Below are 24,820 nucleotides of genomic sequence, written 5' to 3'. Positions count from 1 at the left end.
TCTATTTTCACACCACCCCCCACATCACCTTTCTCTTCTCCCTTTCCCGTTCTTCCCGGTATCCCTCAGCGATCTCGAAATCCCTGCCCAGCCAAAGCGCGTCCTGCTGCTCAGGTGAAAGCGCCTCAATCAGTTCCGAGGTAAGCACATCCTCGAAACGGAACCGGTGGTCGTCGCTGGCGCTGTTGCGAAACAGCCAGTGACTCATCGACCTGCCTTCCTTCGAAGTATTGAGCCCGGTCGCGTGGTAGATCCTTGAATCACGTACGATAAGTTGATCCGATCTGACCTCGAGCGGGATCTCTCCAGGCAACTCCACGTCTGCAAGGCCTTCCACCCAGTATTCTTCGGGAAATCCCTGCTCCCGCCGCCGCCGTTCCGCTTCCTCCTTGAACCGGTCGGCGGACCCGATGTGACTGCCGGGAATGACCCGGAGGCAGCCCTGTGCGACTGAAGCGCCCGAGAAGTAGTGCATGAACTCGGTGTAGACCATTTCGCTGTCGCGGTGCCACCAGAACGAGTGGTCAGGCGCCAGTTCATTGATGCCGCCGTTGCGAAGGTATACATCGTCGTCGCCGGCAAGATGCCTGGCCATTTCGAGGATTTCCGGATGGAGCATAATCTTCAGGAAAGGCAGGGAATGGTCGAGCGCGCTCCAGTAGGAACCGGGAATCTGCGGGGCCAGCCGGAAATGATTCCGCCGGGTGTCCGCGGTAATCGACCCAGGGTCGACTGCTACCTTGTCCAGAGCTTGCAGACAATTCAGGGTGAGGAGTTGTGGAAAGGGACAATCCACAATGACGTACCCATCCCGGTGATATGCTTCGAGCTGCGACGACGACAGTTTCACTGGTTGTTATCCTCCTGTCATCGGATCTACATCAGATCTCGATCTCCAGCCCCTGCTCCAGCGTCTCTTTGGTCAATACGCCAAGGTCCTGATCATTTAACCTGATCCTGTAAGTTTCCTCAACCAGGTTGCCGAACTTAACTACGATCTTACGCAGAGTGGTATATGGTGATGCCAGGTGTTGTAATGCATTCCCTACAAACAATTCGATGTGCCCGTTGGTCCAACCTATCGCTTCCGCCGTTACACCATCGATTGCTGCCACTTTTTGCGCTGCGACGTCTACCCAGACACTACCGAAATGCCGTTCAAGGTACGCCGTGGCGCTGAGCCCGCCGCCGGGACCCCAGTTGAAGCCCGTCCAGCCGCCGCCTTCACCGGAATGCACCCAGGGATCGCCGTGCATGAGGCTTTCGGGGGACAACCCAATTCCCGGCTACACCTGTACCTGTTCCGCCATGGTGACGCGGTAGTCGTTGATGCCGTTGGCGTGGTTCTCCTCCATGTCCATGGCGGCGAAAGCGGAACGGGACGCGGCCACGGCCCGTTCGAGGTATTCGATCTTGCCCGTGGCCAAGTAGTAGTCGGCGTAGGTGGGTACCATACGGGATTGCCGCCCGTCGTTCCATTCCCCGTCGCAGCTCATCACGCCGAAACCGCCAAAGAGATAGGCCTTGCCGAATCGGTTCGGCGCCCAAACCTGCTGAAACAGGGACAGCAGGCCCAGGCAGTACTCGCCCTGCCGCAGCCACTGACCCTCTTCCGTCAGCTGGTACAGGGCCAGGAAGTGGTCGACGGCCCACTGTACGGCCAGTGTATTGACCGGCGGGATCCCGTTGAGCGGGTCGACCCAGTACAGGGGTCTCGGCGCGCAGGAATAGAAGAGTTCGAAATCCTGGAACTTCATCCGCGGTACGATTTCCCGATTCATAAACGCGCCGGCCTTCACGGCGGCTCGTTCCATTTCCGGATCTCCGACGATCCGGGCGGTCTTCGCCAGCACCGCGCCGCCGATGGCCGTCGGCGCGTCTTCTTTCAGTTGTGGCGCGGGATTGAGCCGAGCGTCGAAATAGGTTGGGATGGCGCCGGACGGGAGCTGGGCATCGACCAGGAACCGGCAGAAATCGATGATCCAGTTCAGTACTTCTGACCCGCGTTCGAGATCGGGGTATTGCTCATACCAGTAGAGCATCCACCAGGCCGTGACGCCCATGGACTGGAGGTCGTATCCATCAATCGGGTGCGCGGGCCACGAGGTCCAGTACATGGCCCCTTCCCAGGACGCTGTATCTACATTGTATACACAGGGGAAAGCGCCGTCTCGCCTGGGCGAAGAAAGCCGCAGATGGATCATCCCCTCGGCGATGGAAGAGAGATGGTCGTCCTCCCATTTCCTTCCGTAATGCATGAGTCCGAAGCCCGCCTGAAAGTCATTCTCCCAGGCATGGTAGTTGACTCCTCTGCGCAAGGTGTTGTCGATGCCATAACCTTTTCGAATACCGCAAGATACGGGCTTTGCCCATAGTTTTAGTTCATGCTTGTAGGTGTACCGTTTTCCATACTCCTCGAAGGGCATGACCTGGGGCCGAATGTCCTTCAAGTACCGCGACCCGTATTTGTCCCACAACAACTCCGTGACCTGGGCCACGATCGATTCAGGACCCTCGCCGGTGCCGATCAGGAGATCAAAGCCATAGGTGATCTCGGTCCCGCTGACCGGCGCGGCATCATCACGGGCTGTCAGCACGTGACCGTCCGGTTTCCATCTGCAGATTCCATAGGAAATGCGGGGGAGTCCGTAAGTCTCTCCACTGCCGGGATGATGCCAGGCGCGCAGGTCGAGGGCGTGGGGCAGGTCCGGGTGCTCCTGCATGCGGTCCAGATTGGGCAAGATGGCGGCATAGACGCCGTGGGCGAATACGATTGCACAGGGCGACCGGAAGAACCATTCGCCGGCCACGTGTTCCTCGTTGTCGTGCAGCCCCGGAAGCCAAGCGAAGTCAAGAGGAAGGGCATAACCCATCGCCCGGCCGTCGGGCATGAAGTAGTAGTGGTTCATGAGCCGTGCGAGGAGCACGCCCGAACGTGTGAGGCGATCGCGTACCTCGACGCGGAGCCGGTTGGCGGATTCGACGGTTATCCGTTCCACGATCCCGTGTTCGCCGATTTCGCCGCGACGGATGAGCCCGTTCGCACCATGGTCGGCGATTTCCGTGAATACCGCTGCGGATCCGCCACTCGATGGCGCGACTTCCAAGTCTTCAACTGACGTCCCCTCATCCTTTTCCCAGGGCCGGTGCTTGTTGACGGCCCTGTGGGACAGAACGGTGCGCCAGCCACGCTCCGGGTCACAGACTTCGAATCGAAGGATATGGGCATCCCCGTGCTGTATTGGCGTAATCCGCAGTTGTTCGGTACAGATCATGGGATGGCTCTCTCAGGGTATCTGGTCCTGCTCCGGTTTTGCTTCGGAGGGCAGTACGGTAGGGCGGTAGGAAACGCTGACGGCGCTCCTTTCCAAGAAAATACAGTGCGGCCGGCGCCGATTCAATCAGATTGCCGGCCCCTTGTTCCGGCACGCCATTGTCGCGCGCCAATTTCGTTGACGCTGGTTCGCCGGATTCCTATACTCGAATCATACTACGGGTTCGACAGCCAACGGATTCTTAGTCGCGAAAACCACGTTTTCAACAGTACCTCATCACGCATCACGTATCACCCTGTATATCCCGGAGCAAACCATGGCCATCCCCTATGACGAATGCCTGCGGCGGTTGCGGGCGCAGGTATCCGAAGGCAAGCCGATCATCGGCACGGGCGCCGGCACGGGGCTCTCCGCCAAGTGCGCGGAGGCCGGAGGCGCCGACATCATCATCATCTACAACTCCGGGCGCTATCGCATGGCCGGGCGCGGTTCGCTCTCCGGCACGATGCCCTACGGCGATGCCAACCAGGTGGTGGTGGAAATGGGACAGGAGGTCCTGACCATCGTGGAGGACACGCCCGTGCTGGCGGGGGTCTGCGGCACGGATCCCTTCCGCATCATGAGCGTCTTCGTCCGACAACTCAAGGACCAGGGCTTCTCGGGTGTGCAGAATTTCCCCACGGTCGGCCTGATCGACGGGCTGTTCCGGCAGAACCTTGAAGAGACGAACATGGGTTACGACCTGGAGGTCGAGATGATCGCGGAGGCGCATCAGGCCGGACTCCTCACCTGTCCCTACGTCTTCGACGAGGTGGAGGCGGTGAAGATGGCCGAAGCCGGCGCGGACGTGCTCGTGCCCCACATGGGCCTGACCACCAGCGGTACGATCGGCGCCCAGACGGCCATGACGCTCGAAGAGGCCGCGGTCAAGGTCCAAGCCATCCGGGACGCAGCCGTCGGCGTGAGGGAAGATATTCTCGTATTGTGCCACGGCGGCCCGATCGCCGAACCCGATGACGCCGAATACGTGCTGAATAACACGACCGGAGTCGTCGGTTTCTTCGGGGCGTCGAGCATCGAGCGCCTTCCCGTGGAACGGGCGCTGACGGAACAGGTCCGCCACTTCAAGGGACTGGCCATATAAAAAACGACTCAGATGAAAACAGAGTTCGTCGCGCGGGTATAAGCACCGCGCCGAGCGCTAACTCAGGAGGCAGCCATGCCAGAACCAGGCCTTCGATTTGTAGAACCGGACGCCGTGGAAACCATGATGTTCGACTGGGGCAACATCAAGTGGTTCAGCGAACCCCGGGTAACAGAGACCGAACGCTTCACCATGGGACTGGTCGTGCTCGAGCCCGGCAAGGGGCACGAACGGCACAACCACCCGGGCGTGGAGGAGATCCTCTATTACATTTCCGGGGAAGGCGAGCAGATGGTGGAGGAAGACGGGCAGGAGATACGCCGGAAGGTCGGACCCGGCATGATGTGCCACATTCCCGCCGACATGTACCACGAAACGATCAACACGGGATGGGAACCCATGCGCATCATCGCCATCTACTGTCCGCCCGGTCCGGAAGCCTTTCTCCGCACCCTGCCCGGTTGCCGCATCGCACCGCCGGGCGAGCTGCCCGTGCGAGAATAGAATCCGGCAGTAGTCCGATCATCACACGTTCAATATTGAACAAGCGGGCGAGGCGATTCGAACGATGAACCCTATCCACATCATCGGAGTGCCCCTCGACCTCGGCGCGGGACGCCGCGGCGTCGACATGGGGCCGTCCGCCATGCGCATCGCCGGCGTGGGCGAACGGGTCTCCGCCCTGGGGAGAACGGTGACGGACCGGGGCGATCTGACCGCGCCCATCCGGGAACTGTGCAGTCCGGGCGATCCCACCAGAAAATACATCGAAGACATCGCGGAAGTGTGCCGCAACCTGTACGATACGGCGCTTGCCGTGCACCGCGACGGCGCGGTACCCATCGTCCTGGGCGGCGATCACAGTCTTGCCGCCGGTTCGGTGGTGGCCACGGCCACGCGCGCCCGGGACGACGGCGAGCGCGTCGGCCTGCTTTGGGTGGACGCCCACGGGGACATGAATAACCCCGGCATCAGCGCGAGCGGCAACGTCCACGGGATGGCGCTGTCCGCACTGCTGGGCGGTGAACCTGCCGAATTGTCGGGTTTCGGTCCGGCCGGACCAGCCGTCGGAGCGGAGCACACCGTACTTGTCGGCGTACGCAATCTCGACCCCGCCGAACGCAACCTGGTGCTCGAGTCCGGTATCCATGTCTACACGATGAAAGATGTGGACCAGCTTGGGATGGCCCGGGTAGCCCAGAAAGCGCTGGGGCTCGCGGGGGACGGCACGGCGGGCGTGCACGTGTCCTTCGACCTCGACGTGTGCGATCCCGGCATCGCGCCGGGCGTGGGTACGCCGGTCAAGGGTGGACTCAGCTACCGGGAGGCCCACCTGCTCATGGAGACGGTGGCCGACAGCGGACTGCTACGCGCCCTGGACCTGGTCGAACTGAATCCCATTCTCGACATGGGCAATGCCACGGCCGAACTGGGCGTGGAACTCCTGCTGTCCGCACTCGGCCGCGGGATATTGTAGTCCGCCTTGCCCGTTTAGTCCGCCTAGTCCGCCTGGCCCTCCCTTGTTCGCGACGCATTCAGCCGATGGCTACAAACGCGCCAATCGCTGTCGGGCGAGTGCCGTCGTGCGCGTGCAGTAGTCGGTCAGGCCCGCGTTACCGCCCCCGTGGCCGCCGAAGAAACGAGCCGGGCGTACTTGGTCATGACGCCGTCGCCGAAACGGGATGACCGCTCGGTCCAGTCGGAAAGGCGTTCGGCGATGGCCTCGTCGGACAACTCCACGTCCAGGCGTCGGGACGCCACGTCAAAGACCACGATATCACCGTCGTGCAATGCGGCGATGGGACCGCGCACCGCGGCTTCGGGTGCGACGTGCCCAACCATGAAGCCGTGGGTTGCCCCGGAAAAACGGCCGTCGGTCATGAGCGCGACCGATTCTCCCAGGCCCCGGCCGACAAGGGCGCCGGTGACGGCCAGCATCTCCCGCATGCCCGGTCCGCCCTTCGGTCCCTCGTAGCGGATGACCACCACGTCATTGGGCTGTATCCCCCCGTTCATCACCTCCGCCATGGCGTCTTCCTCGCAGTCGAATACCCGTGCTGGTCCGCGATGGTGGGTCTTCTCGTGGCCCGCGACCTTCAGGACGCAGCCTTCGGGGGCAAGGTTGCCCTTGAGGATCACGTAGCCGCCGGTGGGCTTGAGCGGGTCCCCAAGATCCCGGACGACCACCTGGCCTGGCGTCTCGGACGCCTGTGCGGCTTCCTCGGCGATGGTCCGGCCCGAAACGGTGATTGCATCCTCGTGGAGCATGCCGCCTTCCAGCATGCGCTTGGCCACGAGCCGGTTGCCGCCCGCGGCGAACAGGTCGTTGGCGACGAACCGCCCGCCCGGTTTCAGGTCGGCGAGCAGCGGCGTCTTCTCGCTGATCCGGTCGAAATCCTCGATCTGCAGGTCCACGCCCGACTCCTGGGCGACGGCCAGCAGGTGCAGCACGCTGTTGGTGGAACCTCCGGTGGTGAGCACGGCGGCGATGGCGTTTTCAAAGGCCTGCCGGGTCATGATATCCCGCGGGCAGAGGTTCCTTCGCACCAGTTCCATGACCTGTCGTCCGCATTCGCGGCCCACATCCGGCTTGTCCGGGTGGGTGGCGGGTACGCTCGCGCTGCCGATGGGCGAGATCCCCAGCATCTCGAAGGCGATGGCCATGGTGTTGGCCGTGAACTGGCCGCCGCAGGCACCGGCGCCCGGACAGGCGTGATCTTCCATGTCCTTGAGCTCCAGGTCGGTCATCCTGCCCGAGGCGTGGGCGCCCACCGCCTCAAACACGTCCTGGATCGTGACGTCGTGCTGCTGGAAGCTCCCCGGCATGATCGAGCCACCGTAGAGCATCAGGGACGGCACGTTCACCCGGCCGAGGGCCATGACCGTGCCTGGTATCGTCTTGTCGCAGCCGGAAAGGGCGATCAGGCCGTCGAACATGTTTCCGATCGTGACCAGCTCGATGGAATCGGCGATCACCTCGCGGCTGACCAGCGAAGCCTTCATGCCCTGGCTGCCCATGGTGATCCCGTCGGAGATAGAGACGGTGTTAAACTCCATGGGCGTGCCGCCGGCCTCCCGGACGCCTTCCTTCACGTACTCGGCGAGGTCACGCAAGTGGTAGGTGCAGGGACCGATCTCGATCCAGGTGTTGGCGATCCCGATGATCGGCCGGGCCAGGTCCGCGTCGGTGAACCCCGAAGCCTTGAGCATGGCCCGGGCCGGGGCCCGCGAGGGTCCGTCGGTGATCGTCCTGCTGTGTCTCTTTCCAGCGTCTGTCATGTTTCGGTCTCCGTTCTTCGAGGATTGTGCTACCGCAAAGTCAATATGTAGGCCGTCAGTCGACCCACCTGTTCTTCCGTCAAATGATCGTAGTCGGGCATCAGTCCCGTGAAGTGATCGAACCGGGGATTCCGCAGGTGCTCCGCGAACCAGGCCTTGATCCGCTCTTCGCCCTGTGTGCCCAGCACACGCTCGTACCGCGGCGCGAAAAAGGCATGCGCATCCGGTCTGGCCACCCGAAGCGAATCCAGGTGATGCTGATACGCCGTGTCGGTCAGGCGGGCGGAAAGCCGGGGGATCAGCCCGGCCAGGTCGGGTCCCCGTGAGATCCCTCCGCCGATGGCGTGGCACGTTGCACAGCCCTGCAGCCGGAAGAGTCTTCTGCCGTGCTCGACCGGCGTTCTGGGTTCGCCAGCTCCGTCCGTCCCGTACATGAAGACCACGGCGACCGCCATCAGGACCGCGCCGACGCCGAAGAGGACCACCAGGACGCTGAAACGCATCGATCTCCTTCAAGGGGTCGTTTCTAGCCGTGTACTTCCACCCCGGACATGCGTTCCAGGGATTTCACCAGGGCCTGCGTGCCTTCGTCGCCCTCGCCCGCGGCCTCGACGGCATTGAACAACTGGTGGGCCAGGCTCGCGCCGGGCAGTCCCAGTCCGAGTTCCGAGGCGGCGCCCAGCACGAGCCGCAGGTCCTTCTGCTGCAGTTTCACCATGAATCCCGGATCGAAGTCCCGCTTTATGATGCGCGGCGCCAGGTTGGACAGCTGCCAGGAACCCGCGGCGCCCCCGCTGATCGCGGCGAGCATCTTCTCCATGTCCAGGCCTGCTTTGGCGGCCAGGATGAGCGCTTCCGCCATGGCCAGGTTCGCTACACTGACAGCCACCTGGTTGCACAGTTTGGTCATCTGTCCGGCCCCGTGGTCTCCGATCAGGTTGATGCTCTTGCCCATGGCTTCGAAGACGGGCAGGCACCGGTCGAAGACCTCCTGCCTGCCGCCCACCATGATGGACAGGGTCCCCGCGATCGCGCCGGTGTCTCCGCCGCTGACCGGCGCGTCGAGCATGTCCGCGCCTTTCTCCCTGAGCGCCGCGGCCATGGCCTGCGTGGCCGAGGGGGAGATGGTGCTCATGTCGATGACAACCGAACCCGGTCTGATGCCCTCGATGATCCCGTTTTCACCCAGGATCACCTTCTCCACATCCGGCGTGTCGGTCACGATCGTGATGATCACGTCCGACTTGACGGCCGTTTCTTCCGGGCTGTCGGCCCAGACAGCGCCTTCCGACAGCAGCTTCTCGGCCCGCGATTTCGTCCGGGTATTCACGGTGCAGGCATAACCCGCCTTCATGAGGTTGCGACACATCGGCTCGCCCATGATGCCGAGGCCGATGAATCCGATTCTTTCCGCCATGGTGTGGATTCCTTATGGTTTTCCGGTTGGAAGTGAATGTGGATTCGCGAACACAGAATGCCCGTCCTGCCTGGGTGGACCGGCCGGTTCAGCCGTCGCCTGCGTTCGGTCGAACCGGCGACTCCGGCGTAACAGCGAACCGGGCGGCTAGTTTACAGGAAGCAACGCGGCCGATAAGCTGCGCGACCCGCTCACCGTCAACCGGCGGCCGGCGCGAAGCCGCAGAAGGCTTCGTAGTCGATTAACTCGGTTATCGTGGGATTCTCGCCGCACAGGGGACAGGACGGATCCTTCTGGACGTTGAAGGTCTGGAAGGTCATGTCCAGCGCGTCGTACATCAGGATCCGGCCGATGAGCGGATCGCCCTGGTCGAGTATGAGCTTGAGGGTCTCGGTGGCCTGAATGAGTCCCACCGTACCGGGAAGGACGCCGAGTACGCCGGCCTCGTCGCAGCTGGGTACGGCGCCGGGCGGCGGCGGTTCGGGATAGAGACAGCGGTAACAGGGTCCCCGGTCCGGATGAAACACCGTGGCGTAACCGTCGAACTGGTAGATACTGCCGTGGACGTTCGGCTTGCCGGCCAGCACGCAGGCGTCGTTCACCAGGTACCGCGTCGGGAAATTGTCGCAGCCGTCGACGATGATGTCGTAGTCCTTGATTATCTCCATGATGTTGTCGGCCATGAGTCGGGTTTCATGGAGGATCACATTGCAATCGGGGTTCAGGTCGTTGATCGTCTCCTGGGCGGACACCACCTTGGGACGGCCGATGTCGGACGTGCCGTGGATGATCTGCCTCTGCAGGTTCGTCACGTCCACCACGTCGAAGTCGACGAGCCCGATGGTGCCCACTCCGGCGGCCGCGAGGTAATAGGCCGACGGGGATCCCAATCCGCCCGATCCCACCAGCAGCACCCTGGCGTCGAGGATCTTCACCTGGCCCTTCTCCCCGATCTCGGGCACGATCAGGTGGCGGGAATACCGAAGGCGTTCTTCCTTGCTCAAGTTCCGCTCCTGGACCGTGGGAAAACCGGCAGCGCTCCATCCCGTATATCCTTCCCGCATGGAGATGACGTTGGTATATCCCATGGCTTCCAGCGACTGCGCCGCCAGCGCCGAGCGGTTGCCGCCCGCGCAGTACAGCACGATTTCCCGGTTCCGGTCGCTCTCGGTGTTTTCAATCCTGAGCTCCAGAAATCCCCTCGGAATATGGGTCGCCCCAACGATGACGCCCTGGTCGACTTCGTCCTGCTCGCGCACGTCGATCAGGACCAGGTCGGCGTTCCGGTCCAGCTTTTCCTTGAGTTCTTCCATGGACATCTCATTCACTTCGCCCTTGACCTGGGCGAGGAGTTCCTGAGATGACATCCGCTGACTCATAGTGATCTCCTGCTATCCGCCGATGGAGGACATGGTCCGTTCCGGCTGGACGAAATCGGGTTCGTTGATGTGATGCCCCGGTTCCTTGTTCTGCACGGCCTCGATCACCGTCTCGGCGATCTCCGCGTCCGAGGCGCCGCCCCGCAGCAGGGCCTTGATATCGGTTTCATTGATGGAGAACAGGCAGGTCCTGAGCTTGCCGTCCGCCGTAATGCGTATCCGGTTGCAACTGCCGCAGAAGGGTTCGCTGACCGAAGCGATGAGTCCGATCTCGCCCTGGCCGTCCCGGAACCTGAACAGGTCGGCCGGCTCCCGCTGGTCGGGCCGCTTCACGGCGTCCAGGGGCCAGCGCGCGCCGATCCGTTCGATGATCTCGGCGCCGTCCAGCACCTGGTCGCGCGTCCAGGAACGGTCCGCGTCCAGCGGCATGAACTCGATGAAGCGAACCTGGTAGGGACCGGTACGCGCCAGTTTCGCAAAGTCCAGCAGTTCGTCTTCGGTGTACCCCTTCATGGCGACCACGTTGATCTTGATCGGCAACTGGAAATGACGGGTCGCCTCCTCCAGCCCGTCGAGTACCTTGTGCAGGACGTCGCGGCGGGTCATTTCCTTGAACTTCTCCTCGTCCAGCGTATCCAGGCTGACGTTGATCCTGGGGAGTCCCGCCTCGCGCAGGTCGCGGGACATCTTCTTGAGCAGGAAGCCGTTGGTCGTCATGGCCATGTCCCGGACGCCGGGTATCTCCGCGAGCATGCGCACCAGTACCGGCAGGTCCTTGCGAACGGTCGGCTCACCCCCGGTCAATCTCAGCTTGGAGATGCCCAGCCCGGTTACGATCCCGACAAACCGCGTGATTTCCTCGAAGGTCAGGATCTCTTCCCGTGGCTGGAAGATCATCCCCACTTCGGGCATGCAATAGATGCAGCGGAAATTACACTGATCCGTCACCGACACCCGAAGGTTGTTGATCGTTCGACCGAAACTGTCCGTCAGCTGGTAGCTCATAAAACTCTCGTAACCTTGCAGCAGGCCTGGTTGACACTTTGTTTAATGATTGAATACACTTGATTTGAACGGTTTAATATACACGCAGAACGCATTTCAGTAAAGGGAAAACTGATGGATCTCAATGGCTGGTTTTGCAAGTTGTCTGAGCGTACAATTGCGAAAACACCGTCCAGTGTAACGGGATCGAGAAAGGAGAAGTTCAAGGATGAATGCAACTGAATCGGGTCGTTTGTCTGGAAACCCGATCGATTCGGCGGTTGAGCCTCATTCTCTGGGGAAGAGTCTGTTTCTCCATTTCGCTCCCGGCATCGCAAACGTTGCAGCGACCTTGCTGGGATTTGCGACTTTGTGGAACCCGTCGTTACCTCCGGAACTATTCATCGGCGTACTCTCCAATGTATTCGTGCTGATTCCCATGCAGCTGGGCTACCTCTATTACCTGGCCAGGAAGCGGCGCAACCCGGGGTGGTCGCTCGAAGGCATCGTCGTATATAGCCGTCCAGTCTCCTGGAATCGCTATTTCATCTGGGTTCCCGCGATCCTGGTGCCGACCTCGGTTATTTTCCTGGCATTTGAGCCGGTAACCCATGGGCTTGAAGCTTTCGTCGGTGTCAACCTCTTCGCGAAATACGTGGCGACCGGTGATGCAGAAGTCGCCGGGATTGTGCTGTTAGCGAACATTACACTCACCGGCATCCTTGTTCCCATAACCGAAGAACTCTATTTTCGCGGATATCTGCTTCCAAGGATGCCCAGTCAGTTCGGGCGCCTGAAACCCGTCGCACACAGCTTGCTCTTCTCCATTTACCATTTCGACGCGCCATGGATGATTCCAGTCCGCACGCTGGGCATCCTGCCCCTCATCTACACCACCATCCACACGCAAAGCGTCCGTCCCGGTATTGTCGCGCACTGCCTGGTCAATCTGGGAGACTTTTTCGATGCCATATCGAGGCGTATCGGCAGGTAGGAATGGGCGAGTATCGATTATTGAGGATCACGCAGGATTCGGCAGGCAGGCGCGTTCGCTCTTAATCCGGCTTCGGTTGATGGCCGGACCTGATTAACGCCCGGACCTCATTTACGCCCGGGCCTGGCCCCTCGTTTTGCGCCAGATCAACCAGAACGGCAGGCCGGTAACGATAAATGCGAGGTCGATCAGGGAGTTGTACCATTCGAAGGTGGCGCGCAGCAGGACGAGGACGACGATGCCCGCCAGGAAGAGGGCCGGCGTCCAGGGGTAAAGCGGCACCCGGAACCCGCCGTCGGCGCCGACGCCCATCCGGCGAAGCCTGAACAGGGCCAGGGTGTTGGCCCCGAAGAAGATGAGCACCGCGAACACCATCCCCGCCATGATGGTCTCGAAGGTTCCCCGGAACAGCAGGATGACCGTTCCCCACACGGCATGGGCGATGATGGCCCGCGATGGCGTGCGGTACACGGGATGGATGTAGTCCAGCCACTTGAAGAATAGTCCATCCCGGGCCATGGCGTAATAGACCCGTGTGGCGGTCATGAAGGTCCCGTTCATGCTGCCTGTCGTGGAGATCATGACGGTGACGGCGATGAACCCAGCGCCGAGAGGGCCCAGCAGCAGGACGGCCGTGTCCGAGGCCACGATGCTGCTCGACCGGACGCCTTCCATGCCCAGGGTCTGGTGATAGAGGAGATTCGCGAGGACATAGATCAGGACGATCGAGGTGATCCCCACGAACATGGTCAGGGGTATGGTGCGCCGGGGGTCCTTCATCTCTCCCGCCGAGTAGCCCACCCGTTCGAATCCCATGTAGGCGAAGACTACCATGAAGGCGGCGGCGATGATATTGCCGACGGGCCCCAGCGTACCGGTCGGCGCCGCGGCGGTGCCCAGCAGGTTCTCGCCCCCGTAATCCAGCGTGAATCCAAGCACGACGAGGAGCATCAGGCCGGAGACCTTGAGCACCGTGGTCAGGCGCTGGTAGAAACCGGCCCGGTGTACGCCCACGTAGTTCAGGATGGTCAGCAGCAGGATGATGAACAGGGCGACGGCGATGCGTTCGACGTGCGTCATCTCGACGAAATAGGTAAAATAGTTGACGGTCACGATGGCCAGGCCGGCGAGGGGACTGGTGCGGATGATGAACAGCTGGGACCAGCCGAACATGAACCCGGCAAAGGGACCAAAAGCGCGGCTGATGTACATGTACTCGCCGCCCGTGTCCGGCATCCGGCTGCCCAGTTCCGCGTAGACCAGGCCGCCCAGGAAAATGAAGGCACCGCCCGCGATCCAGAGCCAGAGGATGGGCGTGAAGGACCCGGTGAAACCCGCGATGATCTGGGGCGCCGAGAAGATCCCGGCCCCGATGGTGATGCCCACCAGGATGGTGATGCCGTCGAATAGCCCCAGGGACTTGCGCAGCGTGGGGCGGGATGGTTTTGCGTGCGGTTCGGACATGGTCGGGACTGCCTGGCGTGGTTGAAGAGCCGACTCGGGTGAGCGGGACGGCTCAGGTGAGCGGGTCGGGTCGGGTCGCCACCAACCTATCTTCCGGCATCCCCGGTGTCAAGAGACCCGGTCTGATCATCCTGTGCTTTTCTATTGACCCGGGTATGAAAGGGTGGTCATTTTACAGGAAACACGCACAACCCCATACTAAGGAAGCACGTACTATGTCCTCCCACGCCTTCGCGGTCCGTGCCCTCCTCCTCGTTTTCTTCTGCGCGCCGGCCTGCGGCGGCGACGAAAGCGCCCAGGTTCAGACCGCCAGCGGTCCCGTGATCAACAGCCTGGGGAAGCAGTTGCCGCCCGACGCCGCCCCGTTGCACGAACAGATCCTGATGTACTTCATCGAAGAGCCCAAGACGCTGGACGTGAGTCTGGACAATTACGGTGTCAAGGGCTCGGATCCCTTTTTATTCGAACGCCTTACCATGTTTGACGCGGACGATGTCCTCAGGGCCGGTGCGGCCGACCGGTGGGAGCCGTCCGAGGACGGGCGGACCTGGACGTTCCATCTCAGGGAGGGGGCCCGGTGGAGCGACGGCAGAGCAGTGACTGCCCACGATTTCGAATATACCTTCAAGCGCTTCCTGGACCCGGACGAAGGCAATGTGTTCGCCTTCCTCTTCTACAACATCAAGAACGCGCGGGACTTCAATCATGGCAAGATCACTGACCGGGACTCGGTGGGCGTGCGCGCCATCGACGACCTGACCCTCGAGATCGAAGCCGAAGCGCCCTGTCCCTATCTTCCCCACATCATGGCCTACAATTCCGCGGCACCCGTACCCCCGTGGCAGGTGGAGAAACACGGCCGCCGCTGGACCGAGCCGGGGAATATGGTCACCAATTACAGTTACAAGCTGGATGAATGGATCACGGACCGGTACATTTCCTACGAGCTGAATCCTTACTACAACGGTCCCTACCCGGGCTATCTCGAGCAAATCAAGCTGAAGTTCATCATCGCCGGCACCCACCCCGGCATCACGCCTTACGAAAATAACGAGGTCGATCGCCAGGGCGTCTTTGCCCAGTACCTGGGCGAGATCGACAACAGTCCCGAACTGACTCGGGAATTGACCTCCAATCCCCACTTCCAGACCTGGTACCTCTTCTTCCAGACCGCCGTGCCACCCTTCGACGACGTGCGGATCCGAAGGGCGGTCAGCCACGCCATCGACCGGGAGACCATCTGCAGGGTCATCCTGCAGGGGCACGGCACCCCCGCCTACACCATGCTGCCGCCCAACTTCCCCGGGTACACGGGCGACGCGCTCAAGGCCATACAGCGGTTCGATCCGCCCGAGGCCCGGCGACTGCTCGCGGAAGCCGGCTATCCGGATGGAAGGGGACTTCCACCCATCGAATTCTGGCTGCGCCAGGCGGATGCGACCCAGATGTCCATCGCCCAGGCGATCCAGGGCATGCTGAATGAGACCCTCGGCATGCGCGTCGAGATCCGGAACCAGGAGATCGGTCTGTACATGGACAACATGTACCAGTATACCATCCCTTTCGGACTGATCCCCTACCAGTACGATTATCCCGATCCCGACAACATGCTGTCTCAGGTCTGGCATTCCCAGCCGGTTGGCCACGGGCGGCACGACTGGAAAAACGAAGCGTTCGACCGGTTGCTGCAGGCAGGCGGCACAACCCTGGACCACGATCAGCGCATGGCGTATTACGCGCAGGCGGAGCGCATCCTGGTGGAGGACGTGGGTGGCGTATTCATCTACCACACCCATGTGCTGGACCTGCGCAAACCCTGGTTCAAGGGACTCGATCCGAATGCCTGGGGTCAGGATCTCTTCTGGGGTAACCGGACCACCATGATGGATATCTATATCGGTAACAACGTAGAAAAACGGGTGTTTTGAGCCGGGATTGCATGACTGCGGAATTTGCCTTAAAATACCTTGACGCCCCAACCGGGACATTATTATAGTTTTGTAAGTTTCCAAGGAACCGGAAGTATCACGCGGGCACCGGTTCGCCTTTAACCGACCTGAATCCGCAACAACCGCTGCCACAAACAGTTCGGCGGGACAGCATCCGGCTGTCTTCAACCGGTCTGCCCACGGTACCGGAGAACGTTCATGCCCAAGTCCGCCCAGTCGGAAGTCAACATTTCCCGGGTTGGATCACGGAATTCCGGTGATGACCGGTCGCTCGATACCTACCTGAAAGAAATCAGGACCATACCGGTATTGAACCTGGAAGAGGAAATGGCGCTGGCGCGTGACGCGCGCAATGGGGTGAACGGCGCCATCAACAAGCTGATCCAGGCCAACCTGCGGTTCGTCGTCGTCGTGGCCAGGCAGTACCAGAACCAGGGCCTTCCGCTGTCCGACCTGATCAACGAGGGAAACATCGGCCTGATCAAGGCCGCCCAGCGCTACGACGAGCACAAGGGTTTCAAATTCATTTCCTACGCGGTCTGGTGGGTGCGGCAGGCGATCATGCAGGCCCTGGCCGAACAGTCCCGGATCTTCCGCCTTCCGTTGAACCGGGCCGAGGAACTGCGACGGATCAACAAGGTCGTACGGGGCCTGAAGCAGGAACTGGGCCGGGAGCCCACGACCCACGAAATCGCGGGCAAGTTGTCGCTGGACCACCGTGATGTAGTCGACATCATGCGGACGTTCAGTCCCCACCTTTCGCTCGACGCGCCTTTTTCACCGGGAGAAGAGGGGCGCCTGCTCGACGTAATCGAAGACACGACCATCGAGTCGCCGGATACGCCGGTCATGGAGAAGTCGCTCAAAGAAGAAGTGGTCTGGGCCCTCAATACGCTGACGGACCGCGAAGCCGCCGTGATCCGTTCCTATTTCGGGATCAACCGGGAAAAGCCGATGACTCTGGACGAAATCGGCAAGCAGTTCGGCCTGACCCGCGAAAGGGTGCGCCAGATCAAGGAACGGGCGATCCGGCGATTGCGTCATACGTCCCGCAGTGTCCGGCTGCACGCTTACATGAGTTGAATCCGGCTTCCAGTCCCAATTATCTCGTTCCTGCGGTCTTGCGCAGGTTTTTTTGTGCCGGAATGGCACGGTACAGACAGGCAGCGACCCACCCATGAGACACCTGATCGGCATCGACATCGGCACCTCGGGCATCAAGACGATCATTGTCGACGAACGGGGCGGCCTGGCGGCCCGGGCCTTCGAGGAGATCCCCCTGCACACGCCCCGTCCCAACTGGGCCGAACAGGATCCGGCGGACTGGTGGCGCGCCGCGTCGAATACGGTGCGCGAAGCCATGGGCGCCGCCGGCGTAGCAGCCGAATCCATCGCCGGGATCGGCCTGTCGGGACAAATGCACAGTTCGGTCCTGCTGGATGAACGGGACGAGGTGCTCCGGCCTTCCATCCTGTGGTGCGATACGCGGACGTCCGATCAGTGCCGCTGGATCACGGACCAGGCGGGCGAGGAGAACCTGGTGGACTGGGTGTCCAATCCGGCCCTCGAAGGCTTCACCGCGCCCAAGCTGGTCTGGGTCCGCGACCACGAACCCCAGGTATACGACCGCATCCGGAGGGTCCTGCTGCCCAAGGACTACATCCGGTTCCGCATGACCGGCGAATTCGCCATGGAAGTTTCCGACGCCGCGGGCACGCTGCTGTTCGACGTACGGCGGCGGAGATGGTCCGGCGCCATGCTTGACGCCATCGGCCTGCCGGCGGAATTCCTGCCGCCCACCTTCGAATCCATCGACGTCTGCGGCCACGTGACGGAAGAGGTGGCCGCGGATATGGGACTGAAGCCCGGCACGCCCGTCGTCGGGGGAGGGGCCGACAACACCTGCGGCGCCGTGGGCGCCGGCATCGTCCGGTCCGGCCGGATCCTGGCCAGCCTGGGTACGTCGGGCGTGGTCTTCGCCCACACCGACGACGTCCGCGTGGACCCGGAACTGCGCGTCCATACCTTCTGTCACAGCGTCCCCGACAAGTGGTACCTCATGGGGGTGACGCTCTTCGCGGGGGGCGCCTTCCAGTGGCTGCGCAATACCCTGGGCGAAGTCGAGGTCAGTGCGGCCCGGATGCTGGACACCGATCCCTATGAGCTGCTGACGGCCCAGGCGGCCCGCGCGCCGGCGGGCAGCGAGGGCCTGGTGTTTCTCCCCTACCTCATGGGCGAGCGTACCCCCCACAAGGACGCCAACGCGCGGGGCGCGTTCATCGGCATAACGGGACGGCACGGCCGCCCCCACATGATCCGCTCCGTGATGGAAGGCGTGACCTTCGCCCTGCGGGATTCCATGGAAATCATGCGGGAACTCGGACTGTCCCTCGGTCAGGTCCGTTCCACGGGCGGCGGCGCGCGGAGCGATCTCTGGCGGCAGATCCAGGCAGATGTCTACGGGGCGGAAGTCGTCACCGTGAACGCCGAGGAAGGTCCCGCCTTCGGTGCCGCCATCCTGGCCGCGGTCGGCACAGGCGTGTACGACACGGTCGAGGAAGCCGCGGACGACCTGGTCGACGTCGTGTCCCGGACGGAACCGGACCCGGAGACATCGGAACGCTACGAGGAGTGTTACGGGATCTTCAAATCCATGTACCCGTCCCTCAAACCGGGCTTCGACGCCCTGGGCGGCATGGTGAGCAAGCAGACGTAAGGACGGGTGAGACGGCGTCCCTCAAACCGGGCATCGACGCCCTGGGCGGCATGGTGGAAAAGCAAAGGAGCGGAAGTTGAACATACACGAATTCCAGGCAAAGGGGATATTCGCCCGGCACGGGATGGCGATCCCTCCGGAACAGGTAGCCCGGACGCCCGAAGACGCCCGGCGTATCGCGGAGGAACTGGGCACGAGAGTGGTGGTCAAGGCCCAGGTGCACGTGGGCGGACGGGGCAAGGCGGGCGGCGTGAAGCTGGCCTCGACGCCCGATGAAGCCTTCGAGGTCGCGGGCCGGATCCTGGGCATGGACATCAAAGGGCTGACGGTCCGGCAGGTCCTCGTGGCCGAAGCGGTGGAGATCGAGCACGAAGCCTACGTCGGGATCATACTCGACCGGCAGACCAGGCGGCCGGTTTTCATGGTCAGCGCGGCGGGCGGCGTCGATATCGAGGAAGTCGCACGGGATACGCCGGAGAAGATCCACAAACTGGCCGTGGATCCCCTGCTCGGGCTGCTCCCGTACCAGGCCCGGTCCCTGGCTTACAAACTCTATTCCGATCCCGCACAGGTCAAACAGGCCGCCGGCATGCTCGCCCGGCTCTACGACGCCTTTATCGAAAGCGACGCGTCCCTGGCGGAGATCAACCCCCTCGTGACCACGCCGGAAGGCAAGTTGTGGGCGCTGGACGGCAAGATGAACATCGACGACAACGCCCTGTTCAGGCACGAGGATATCGAGGACATGCGCGATCCCGAATCCGAAGAGCCCACCGAGGCCGAGGCACGGGACGCGGACCTCAGCTTCGTCAAGCTCGACGGCGACATCGGTTGCATCGTCAACGGCGCCGGGCTGGCCATGGCGACCATGGACATGGTGAAGTTCTATGGCGGCATGCCCGCCAACTTTCTCGATATCGGCGGCAGCTCGAACCCGGACAAGGTCGTCACCGCCATGAACATCATCACGTCCGACGACAGGGTCAAGGCCGTGCTTTTCAACATATTCGGCGGGATCACGCGCTGCGACGACGTGGCCAATGGTATCGTGACCGCCCTGGACCGCATCGCCGCCGGGCCCGGCGGGCCGCTCACACTGCCCATCGTCATCCGGCTCACCGGGACCAATGAAGCGGAGGGCCGGAAAATACTCGAATCCGTGGGACTCGTCGCCGTCGACACCATGGCGGAAGCCGTTCAGAAGGCCGTAGCACTCGGGAAGGGGGCGAAATGAGCATCCTGGTTGACGCAAACACCCGCGTCGTCGTGCAGGGGATCACCGGCAGGGACGGTTCCTTCCACACGCGCCAGATGGCGGCCTACGGCACGAACGTCGTGGCCGGGGTCACACCGGGGAAGGGCGAGCAGGACCTGGACGGCATCCCGGTCTTCGATACCCTCGAGGAAGCAGCCTCGGCGACCGGCGCCAACACGTCCATCATCTACGTCCGCCCCGCCTTCGCGGCCGACGCGATCCACGAGGCCATCGTCGCCGAAATGGACCTGGTGATCTGCATCACGGAAGGCATCCCCACGCTGGACATGGCCAGGGTCTACGCCGTTCTGCAGGGCTCCGGCGTACGGCTCCTGGGACCGAACTGCCCCGGCGCCATCACACCCGGAGTCACCAAGGTGGGCATCATGCCGGGCCATATACACCGGCCCGGACACGTGGGCGTGGTCTCCCGCAGCGGAACGCTGACCTACGAGATCGTCCACCAGTTGACGTCCGCGGGCATCGGCCAGTCAACCTGCCTGGGCATCGGCGGCGACCCGATCATCGGCACGGGTTTCATCGACGCCCTCGAGGCCTTCGAAGCGGATCCGGATACCCACGCCGTGGTCATGATCGGCGAGATCGGCGGCTCCGACGAGGAACGGGCGGCCGAGTTCGTGCGGCAGCACATGGAGAAGCCGGTGGTCGGTTTCATCGCGGGCCGCACCGCGCCTCCCGGCAAGCGCATGGGACACGCCGGAGCGATCATATCGGGGGGAACGGGCGGCGCCGAGGAGAAAGTGAGCGCGCTGAACGAGGCGGGCATTCCAGTAGCCGACCGGTCGGCCGACGTGGTGGATTTGATCCGGTCCGCACTCGCCTGATCCGGGGATTTTCCTCTTGACATGACCGGGGTAACCTCCCTATTATTAGTGGCTTCCGGCTGATTGGGGTATAGTCCGGCGCATCCGGAATGTGGCGTTTGAATCGCGAGTGGAACGTGGTCGTAGTCCTGTGAACAAGCCGTCAATATGCAAATAGCGATCGAGCATCTGGCCGAAGGTCTGCATCCCATCCACCTGGAAGACACGCCCGCCGCCGATTTCATTCCGGACGAGGAATGCCGTTTCGCTTCACCCATCAAGGTGGACGGCACGCTGACAGTCTCCGAGAATTCGCTCGTGCTGCAGGCCGAAATCGCGGTCTCCATGACTTTCTCCTGCGGCCGGTGCCTCGAAGAGGTCGAAGAACATATCAGCGGAGAGATCGCGACCTACTACGAGAAGACCGACCGGGCCATACCCGATGGCGAGGAGCTGACCGAATCGGACGACGTGGAGATCCTGGACTACAGCGCGAAGACGATCGACCTCAGTCGGCGCATCGCCGAACTCGTCAACCTGAATATTCCCATGAAACCCCTGTGCAGCGAAGCATGCAAGGGCCTCTGTCCCGATTGCGGCAGGAACCTCAACGAGAGCGCCTGCAGTTGCGGAACTCGGCAGATGGACCCACGCTGGCACACCTTGAAAACGTTATTGAAGGAGGATTAAAGATGGCCCTGCCCAAGCGACGCCAATCTCGGGCACGGAGTCGTAAGCGCCGTACGCACTGGGTGCTGCAGATGCCGACGCTGGTGGAATGCTCTCATTGCGGGGAGATGAAACGCGCGCACCGCGTTTGTCCCCACTGCGGACACTACCAGGGAAGGGAAGTCCAGGAAGTCGAAGCGATTTAGGTTCGGCGCCGATACCCATGACCCAAGCCAGGATCGCCTTCTTGTTTCCGGGCCAGGCCTCGCAGTACGTCGGCATGGGCCGGGACCTGCACGACCGGTATCCGCAGGTTCGATCGCTTTACCAGCAGGCCTGCGAGATCACCGGCGCCGATATCGCCGGCGTCTCCTTCGACGGCCCCGCCGAAACCCTGAAGCAGACGAACTACACGCAACTGGCCATCCTGGCGCACAGCGTGGCGGTCGCATCCTTGCTGAAAGCGTATGGGATCGAACCGGATTTCGTCGCCGGCCACAGCCTGGGCGAGTATTCGGCGCTGGTGACGGCCGGCGTTCTCGATTTCGAGGAGTCGCTGCACCTGGTCCGACTGCGCAGTGCACTGATGCACGAGGCCGGGCAGCGCCGTCGGGGAACCATGGCGGCCGTGATCGGCCTTACTCCACGGGAGATCGACGAAGTCTGCCGGGCCGCCTGCGCGGAAGACGAACCCGTTCAACCGGCGAATTACAACGCACCGGTACAGACCGTCATCGCGGGCGCGGTGCCGGCCGTGCAGCGAGCGATGGACGGCGCTCGTGCGGCGGGTGCGAAGCGGGTCGTTCCGCTCAAGGTCAGCGGCGCCTTCCACTCCGAACTCATGGAATACGCACGCCACGGCCTTGCCGAGGCGATCGAAAAGGCCCCCTTTGCCCGCGCGGAAACGCCGGTGGTGGCCAACGTGACCGCCCGGGCCGTGACGGAGCCCGATGAAATCCGCCGCCTGCTGATCGAACAGCTGACCCGCCCCGTGCGCTGGGCGGAATCGATGCAGACGCTGGCCGATCACGGGGTGGACACCGTGGTGGAAGCAGGACCGGGCAACGTGCTCACGGGACTGATGAAGCGGATGCACCGCGGCATCGGCGTTCTGAACGCGGACAAACTCGCCGACGTCACGGCCGTGGCGGAAACGATCGGCCGTCCCGTGGCAGATCGGTTGGAATCGCGGTAACCCGGTTTCGTTTCACAGATAAAGACACACGCACACGGAGTACTTTCAGGTTTGCGGGGTTTACAAGACAAGGTCACCATCGTAACGGGCGGAGCGCAGGGAATCGGTTCCGCCGTCGCGGAACGTTTTGCAGCGGAAGGCGCACGGATCGTCCTGACCAGTCGCGACGGGGCTAAGGCGCAGGAAGCCGCCGACGCGCTGAACCGCCAGGGCGGCGATGCCCGGGGCGTTTCCCTGAGTATCGATGACCGGGACAGCGTGAAGAGTCTGGTCGACACCGTGGTCGAGGACTACGGGTCCATCGACGTCCTGATCAACAACGCGGCGACGGTCAGGGACACGCTCCTGATGCGCATGAAACAGGATGACTGGGACGAGGTCATCCACGTGAACCTGGGCGGCGTGTTCGCCTGTACGCAGGCCGTGATCCGCCAGATGATGCGGCAGCGAAGCGGCAGGATCATCAACATGACCTCGATCGTGGGGCTGACGGGCAACCCGGGCCAGGCCAACTACGCCGCTTCCAAGGCCGGGATCATCGGTTTCACCAAATCGGTGGCGAAAGAGGTGGGCAGCAGGGGCATCACGGTCAACGCGATCGCCCCGGGGTATATCGAAACGGCCATGACGGAAGCGCTTCCCGAGACGGTGCGGTCCGCGTTCCTGGATGCCACACCGCTGTCTCGGGCCGGACAACCCGATGACGTCGCCGGCATCGCGGCCTTTCTGGCGTCCGACGACGCCGCTTTCGTAACCGGCCAGGTGATGCGCGTCGACGGCGGCATGGGCATGTGAGGAAAGCTGACGGTTTTTTACAATCATCTGTACAGGAGGAAAGAAGATGGAAGACCGCGTAAAGGAGATCATCGCCGAACAACTGGGTGTGGACGGTGACCAGGTCACCGACAATGCCTCGTTCACCGACGACCTGGGCGCCGACTCGCTCGATACGGTCGAACTTGTCATGGCCCTCGAAGAAGAGTTCGATCTCGAGATCCCCGATGAGGATGCCGAGAAGATCGTCACGGTCGGCGACGCGATCAAGTATCTCCAGTCCAATTTAGACGGCTGATTCATTTCGAGGTCCGGCCGGGATTTCCATGCAATCCGGGATTTCCACGCAGGTCGGGTGACTCGATTGGCTGATTTCGGGAGGCGTCGGGGTGGCTGAACGCGTTGTCGTCACCGGTATGGGCGTCCTGAGTCCCGTGGGTCTCACGCTCGATACCTACTGGAAGGCCCTTTGCGCGGGTCGGAGCGGCGTAGGGCCCATTACGAAATTCGATGTAAGCGCCTTTCCGGCGAAAATCGCCGCCGAATTAAAGGACTTCAACGCGGCGGACTACATCGACCGGAAAGAAGTGCGGCGAATGGACGAGAACGTCCAATACGCCGTGATTGCGGCGCAGATGGCGATCGACGACTCCGGGCTGGATCTCGACGCCGAAGATCGGGACCGCATCGGGGTGGTAATGGGTACGGGCGTAGGCGGGATCTGGACCTTCGAAAACCAACATACCAACCTGGTACACAAGGGCCCCGGGCGCGTGAGTCCCTTTTTCATCCCCATGATGATCGCCGACATGGCACCCGGCCATATCTCGATGATTCATGGGTTGAAAGGGCCCAACTACACCACGGTATCGGCCTGTTCAAGCGGTGCGCACGGCATCGGCGACGCGTTCCGGATCCTGCAGCACGGGGACGCGGACGTCATGGTCACCGGCGGTACGGAGGCCAGCATTTCCCCCATGGCCGTGGCCGGGTTCAGCAACATGCGGGCCCTTTCCCTGCGAAACGACGAGCCGGAACGGGCCAGCAGGCCCTTCGATGCCCAGCGGGACGGATTCGTGCTCGGTGAAGGCGCCGGCATGGTCGTCCTCGAGACCCTGGCTCACGCGAAGCAGCGCGGTGCGACGATCTACGCCGAACTGGCGGGCTATGCCGCGACGGCGGATGCCTTTCATATCACCCAACCCCACGAATCGGGTGAAGGCGCGGCGCGATCCATGCACCTGGCGCTTCGGAACGCCGGACTGGCCGTGGCCGAAATCGATTACATCAACGCCCATGGCACGTCCACGCCATTCAACGACCGCATCGAAACCCTGGCCATCAAAAAGGTCTTCGGGGATCATGCACACAGCCTGGCGATCAGCTCCACCAAATCGCTCGTCGGCCACCTCCTGGGCGCGTCCGGAGGGGTAGAGTTCATCGCGACTACGCTGTCCGTCGCCCGCGATTACGTCCATCCTACCATCAACTACGAGGAGCCC

The 24,820-nt window shown here is 62.3% G+C and carries 24 protein-coding genes; 15 read left to right on the top strand and 9 right to left on the bottom strand.

Annotation, left to right across the window (positions count from 1 at the left end):
* Positions 1–7: 7 nt before the first annotated feature.
* Genes F4Z81_07025 through F4Z81_07015 form a run of 3 tightly spaced genes read right to left on the bottom strand, consistent with a single transcriptional unit; the run spans position 8 to position 3,275 of the window.
* Positions 8–850, bottom strand: coding sequence for a phytanoyl-CoA dioxygenase family protein (locus F4Z81_07025; protein ID MXW04807.1), 843 nt, complete (start codon positions 848–850; stop codon positions 8–10).
* Positions 851–881: 31 nt separating this feature from the next.
* Positions 882–1,256 (bottom strand): hypothetical protein, encoded by a 375-nt coding sequence (locus tag F4Z81_07020; GenBank protein MXW04806.1) that lies wholly within the window; start codon positions 1,254–1,256, stop codon positions 882–884.
* Between the two features lie 30 nt (positions 1,257–1,286).
* On the bottom strand, positions 1,287–3,275 hold the full coding sequence (locus F4Z81_07015; protein MXW04805.1) for a hypothetical protein: 1,989 nt from the start codon (positions 3,273–3,275) through the stop codon (positions 1,287–1,289).
* A gap of 316 nt (positions 3,276–3,591) precedes the next feature.
* On the opposite strand from F4Z81_07015, the gene F4Z81_07010 reads away from it, so the two are divergent.
* The 3 genes from F4Z81_07010 to rocF all read left to right on the top strand — a co-directional run bounded on the left by F4Z81_07010 (position 3,592) and on the right by rocF (position 5,896).
* Positions 3,592–4,419: a phosphoenolpyruvate hydrolase family protein gene (locus tag F4Z81_07010; GenBank protein ID MXW04804.1), complete on the top strand. Its 828-nt coding sequence runs from the start codon at positions 3,592–3,594 to the stop codon at positions 4,417–4,419.
* A 75-nt stretch (positions 4,420–4,494) separates the two neighbouring features.
* On the top strand, positions 4,495–4,923 hold the full coding sequence (locus F4Z81_07005; GenBank protein ID MXW04803.1) for a cupin domain-containing protein: 429 nt from the start codon (positions 4,495–4,497) through the stop codon (positions 4,921–4,923).
* Between the two features lie 64 nt (positions 4,924–4,987).
* Positions 4,988–5,896 carry an arginase gene (gene rocF, locus F4Z81_07000; GenBank protein MXW04802.1) on the top strand — a complete coding sequence of 303 codons (909 nt, stop codon included), beginning with the start codon at positions 4,988–4,990 and terminating at the stop codon, positions 5,894–5,896.
* A gap of 125 nt (positions 5,897–6,021) precedes the next feature.
* Here the strand turns inward: rocF and ilvD are convergent, their stop codons facing one another.
* The 5 genes from ilvD to moaA all read right to left on the bottom strand — a co-directional run bounded on the left by ilvD (position 6,022) and on the right by moaA (position 11,499).
* On the bottom strand, positions 6,022–7,698 hold the full coding sequence (ilvD, locus tag F4Z81_06995; protein MXW04801.1) for a dihydroxy-acid dehydratase: 1,677 nt from the start codon (positions 7,696–7,698) through the stop codon (positions 6,022–6,024).
* 29 nt (positions 7,699–7,727) lie between these two features.
* Positions 7,728–8,201: a cytochrome c gene (locus tag F4Z81_06990; GenBank protein MXW04800.1), complete on the bottom strand. Its 474-nt coding sequence runs from the start codon at positions 8,199–8,201 to the stop codon at positions 7,728–7,730.
* 23 nt (positions 8,202–8,224) lie between these two features.
* A complete protein-coding gene (locus tag F4Z81_06985) occupies positions 8,225–9,115 on the bottom strand; it encodes an NAD-binding protein (GenBank protein MXW04799.1) in 891 nt (296 codons plus the stop codon).
* Between the two features lie 197 nt (positions 9,116–9,312).
* Entirely contained in the window at positions 9,313–10,494 is a 1,182-nt protein-coding gene (gene moeB / locus F4Z81_06980) for a molybdopterin-synthase adenylyltransferase MoeB (GenBank protein ID MXW04798.1), read from the bottom strand.
* Between the two features lie 12 nt (positions 10,495–10,506).
* Complete coding sequence (moaA, locus tag F4Z81_06975) at positions 10,507–11,499, bottom strand: GTP 3',8-cyclase MoaA (GenBank protein ID MXW04797.1); 993 nt, start codon at positions 11,497–11,499, stop codon at positions 10,507–10,509.
* Positions 11,500–11,707: 208 nt separating this feature from the next.
* On the opposite strand from moaA, the gene F4Z81_06970 reads away from it, so the two are divergent.
* Positions 11,708–12,472: a CPBP family intramembrane metalloprotease gene (locus F4Z81_06970; protein MXW04796.1), complete on the top strand. Its 765-nt coding sequence runs from the start codon at positions 11,708–11,710 to the stop codon at positions 12,470–12,472.
* A gap of 111 nt (positions 12,473–12,583) precedes the next feature.
* Here the strand turns inward: F4Z81_06970 and F4Z81_06965 are convergent, their stop codons facing one another.
* Positions 12,584–13,936: an amino acid permease gene (locus F4Z81_06965; GenBank protein MXW04795.1), complete on the bottom strand. Its 1,353-nt coding sequence runs from the start codon at positions 13,934–13,936 to the stop codon at positions 12,584–12,586.
* On the opposite strand from F4Z81_06965, the gene F4Z81_06960 reads away from it, so the two are divergent.
* From F4Z81_06960 to fabF, 11 genes are all read left to right on the top strand, one after another.
* Complete coding sequence (locus tag F4Z81_06960; protein ID MXW04794.1) at positions 13,912–15,864, top strand: peptide ABC transporter substrate-binding protein; 1,953 nt, start codon at positions 13,912–13,914, stop codon at positions 15,862–15,864. The genes F4Z81_06965 and F4Z81_06960 overlap by 25 nt on opposite strands.
* Before the next feature lie 219 nt (positions 15,865–16,083).
* Complete coding sequence (locus tag F4Z81_06955; protein MXW04793.1) at positions 16,084–16,968, top strand: sigma-70 family RNA polymerase sigma factor; 885 nt, start codon at positions 16,084–16,086, stop codon at positions 16,966–16,968.
* 94 nt (positions 16,969–17,062) lie between these two features.
* Positions 17,063–18,601, top strand: coding sequence for a xylulokinase (gene xylB / locus F4Z81_06950; protein ID MXW04792.1), 1,539 nt, complete (start codon positions 17,063–17,065; stop codon positions 18,599–18,601).
* Positions 18,602–18,677: 76 nt separating this feature from the next.
* A complete protein-coding gene (gene sucC / locus F4Z81_06945) occupies positions 18,678–19,835 on the top strand; it encodes an ADP-forming succinate--CoA ligase subunit beta (GenBank protein ID MXW04791.1) in 1,158 nt (385 codons plus the stop codon).
* Positions 19,832–20,701 (top strand): succinate--CoA ligase subunit alpha, encoded by an 870-nt coding sequence (gene sucD / locus F4Z81_06940; protein ID MXW04790.1) that lies wholly within the window; start codon positions 19,832–19,834, stop codon positions 20,699–20,701. The genes sucC and sucD overlap by 4 nt, the downstream gene beginning before the upstream one ends.
* Before the next feature lie 147 nt (positions 20,702–20,848).
* Positions 20,849–21,370 carry a DUF177 domain-containing protein gene (locus tag F4Z81_06935; GenBank protein MXW04789.1) on the top strand — a complete coding sequence of 174 codons (522 nt, stop codon included), beginning with the start codon at positions 20,849–20,851 and terminating at the stop codon, positions 21,368–21,370.
* A 2-nt stretch (positions 21,371–21,372) separates the two neighbouring features.
* Complete coding sequence (locus F4Z81_06930; protein ID MXW04788.1) at positions 21,373–21,555, top strand: 50S ribosomal protein L32; 183 nt, start codon at positions 21,373–21,375, stop codon at positions 21,553–21,555.
* Between the two features lie 17 nt (positions 21,556–21,572).
* Positions 21,573–22,544, top strand: a complete 972-nt coding sequence (gene fabD / locus F4Z81_06925; GenBank protein MXW04787.1) for an ACP S-malonyltransferase — start codon at positions 21,573–21,575, stop codon at positions 22,542–22,544.
* 51 nt (positions 22,545–22,595) lie between these two features.
* Positions 22,596–23,339, top strand: coding sequence for a 3-oxoacyl-[acyl-carrier-protein] reductase (gene fabG, locus F4Z81_06920; GenBank protein ID MXW04786.1), 744 nt, complete (start codon positions 22,596–22,598; stop codon positions 23,337–23,339).
* Between the two features lie 46 nt (positions 23,340–23,385).
* Complete coding sequence (acpP, locus tag F4Z81_06915; protein MXW04785.1) at positions 23,386–23,616, top strand: acyl carrier protein; 231 nt, start codon at positions 23,386–23,388, stop codon at positions 23,614–23,616.
* Between the two features lie 91 nt (positions 23,617–23,707).
* Positions 23,708–24,820, top strand: a 1,113-nt coding sequence (gene fabF / locus F4Z81_06910) for a beta-ketoacyl-ACP synthase II (protein ID MXW04784.1), incomplete at its 3' end; no start/stop codon positions are given.

It is taken from the genome of Gemmatimonadota bacterium (assembly GCA_009835325.1).
Classification (GTDB): domain Bacteria; phylum JAAXHH01; class JAAXHH01; order JAAXHH01; family JAAXHH01; genus JAAXHH01.
The sequence above is the reverse complement of the archived record's forward strand: the minus strand, read 5'-3'. Positions and strand labels throughout refer to the sequence as shown.

What these genes read in the sequence shown, in the direction of transcription:
- fabD (MXW04787.1), top strand. Translation starts at nt 21,573, where the DNA reads ATGACCCAAGCCAGGATCGCCTTCTTGTTTCCGGGCCAGGCCTCGCAG.
- xylB (MXW04792.1), top strand. Translation starts at nt 17,063, where the DNA reads ATGAGACACCTGATCGGCATCGACATCGGCACCTCGGGCATCAAGACG.
- moeB (MXW04798.1), bottom strand. Translation starts at nt 10,494, where the DNA reads ATGAGTCAGCGGATGTCATCTCAGGAACTCCTCGCCCAGGTCAAGGGC.
- F4Z81_07005 (MXW04803.1), top strand. Translation starts at nt 4,495, where the DNA reads ATGCCAGAACCAGGCCTTCGATTTGTAGAACCGGACGCCGTGGAAACC.
- F4Z81_07010 (MXW04804.1), top strand. Translation starts at nt 3,592, where the DNA reads ATGGCCATCCCCTATGACGAATGCCTGCGGCGGTTGCGGGCGCAGGTA.
- F4Z81_06990 (MXW04800.1), bottom strand. Translation starts at nt 8,201, where the DNA reads ATGCGTTTCAGCGTCCTGGTGGTCCTCTTCGGCGTCGGCGCGGTCCTG.
- F4Z81_06930 (MXW04788.1), top strand. Translation starts at nt 21,373, where the DNA reads ATGGCCCTGCCCAAGCGACGCCAATCTCGGGCACGGAGTCGTAAGCGC.
- ilvD (MXW04801.1), bottom strand. Translation starts at nt 7,698, where the DNA reads ATGACAGACGCTGGAAAGAGACACAGCAGGACGATCACCGACGGACCC.
- sucD (MXW04790.1), top strand. Translation starts at nt 19,832, where the DNA reads ATGAGCATCCTGGTTGACGCAAACACCCGCGTCGTCGTGCAGGGGATC.
- F4Z81_06965 (MXW04795.1), bottom strand. Translation starts at nt 13,936, where the DNA reads ATGTCCGAACCGCACGCAAAACCATCCCGCCCCACGCTGCGCAAGTCC.
- F4Z81_06985 (MXW04799.1), bottom strand. Translation starts at nt 9,115, where the DNA reads ATGGCGGAAAGAATCGGATTCATCGGCCTCGGCATCATGGGCGAGCCG.
- moaA (MXW04797.1), bottom strand. Translation starts at nt 11,499, where the DNA reads ATGAGCTACCAGCTGACGGACAGTTTCGGTCGAACGATCAACAACCTT.
- F4Z81_06960 (MXW04794.1), top strand. Translation starts at nt 13,912, where the DNA reads ATGGTTTTGCGTGCGGTTCGGACATGGTCGGGACTGCCTGGCGTGGTT.
- F4Z81_06935 (MXW04789.1), top strand. Translation starts at nt 20,849, where the DNA reads ATGCAAATAGCGATCGAGCATCTGGCCGAAGGTCTGCATCCCATCCAC.
- F4Z81_06955 (MXW04793.1), top strand. Translation starts at nt 16,084, where the DNA reads ATGCCCAAGTCCGCCCAGTCGGAAGTCAACATTTCCCGGGTTGGATCA.
- rocF (MXW04802.1), top strand. Translation starts at nt 4,988, where the DNA reads ATGAACCCTATCCACATCATCGGAGTGCCCCTCGACCTCGGCGCGGGA.
- F4Z81_06970 (MXW04796.1), top strand. Translation starts at nt 11,708, where the DNA reads ATGAATGCAACTGAATCGGGTCGTTTGTCTGGAAACCCGATCGATTCG.
- F4Z81_07015 (MXW04805.1), bottom strand. Translation starts at nt 3,275, where the DNA reads ATGATCTGTACCGAACAACTGCGGATTACGCCAATACAGCACGGGGAT.
- acpP (MXW04785.1), top strand. Translation starts at nt 23,386, where the DNA reads ATGGAAGACCGCGTAAAGGAGATCATCGCCGAACAACTGGGTGTGGAC.
- F4Z81_07020 (MXW04806.1), bottom strand. Translation starts at nt 1,256, where the DNA reads ATGCACGGCGATCCCTGGGTGCATTCCGGTGAAGGCGGCGGCTGGACG.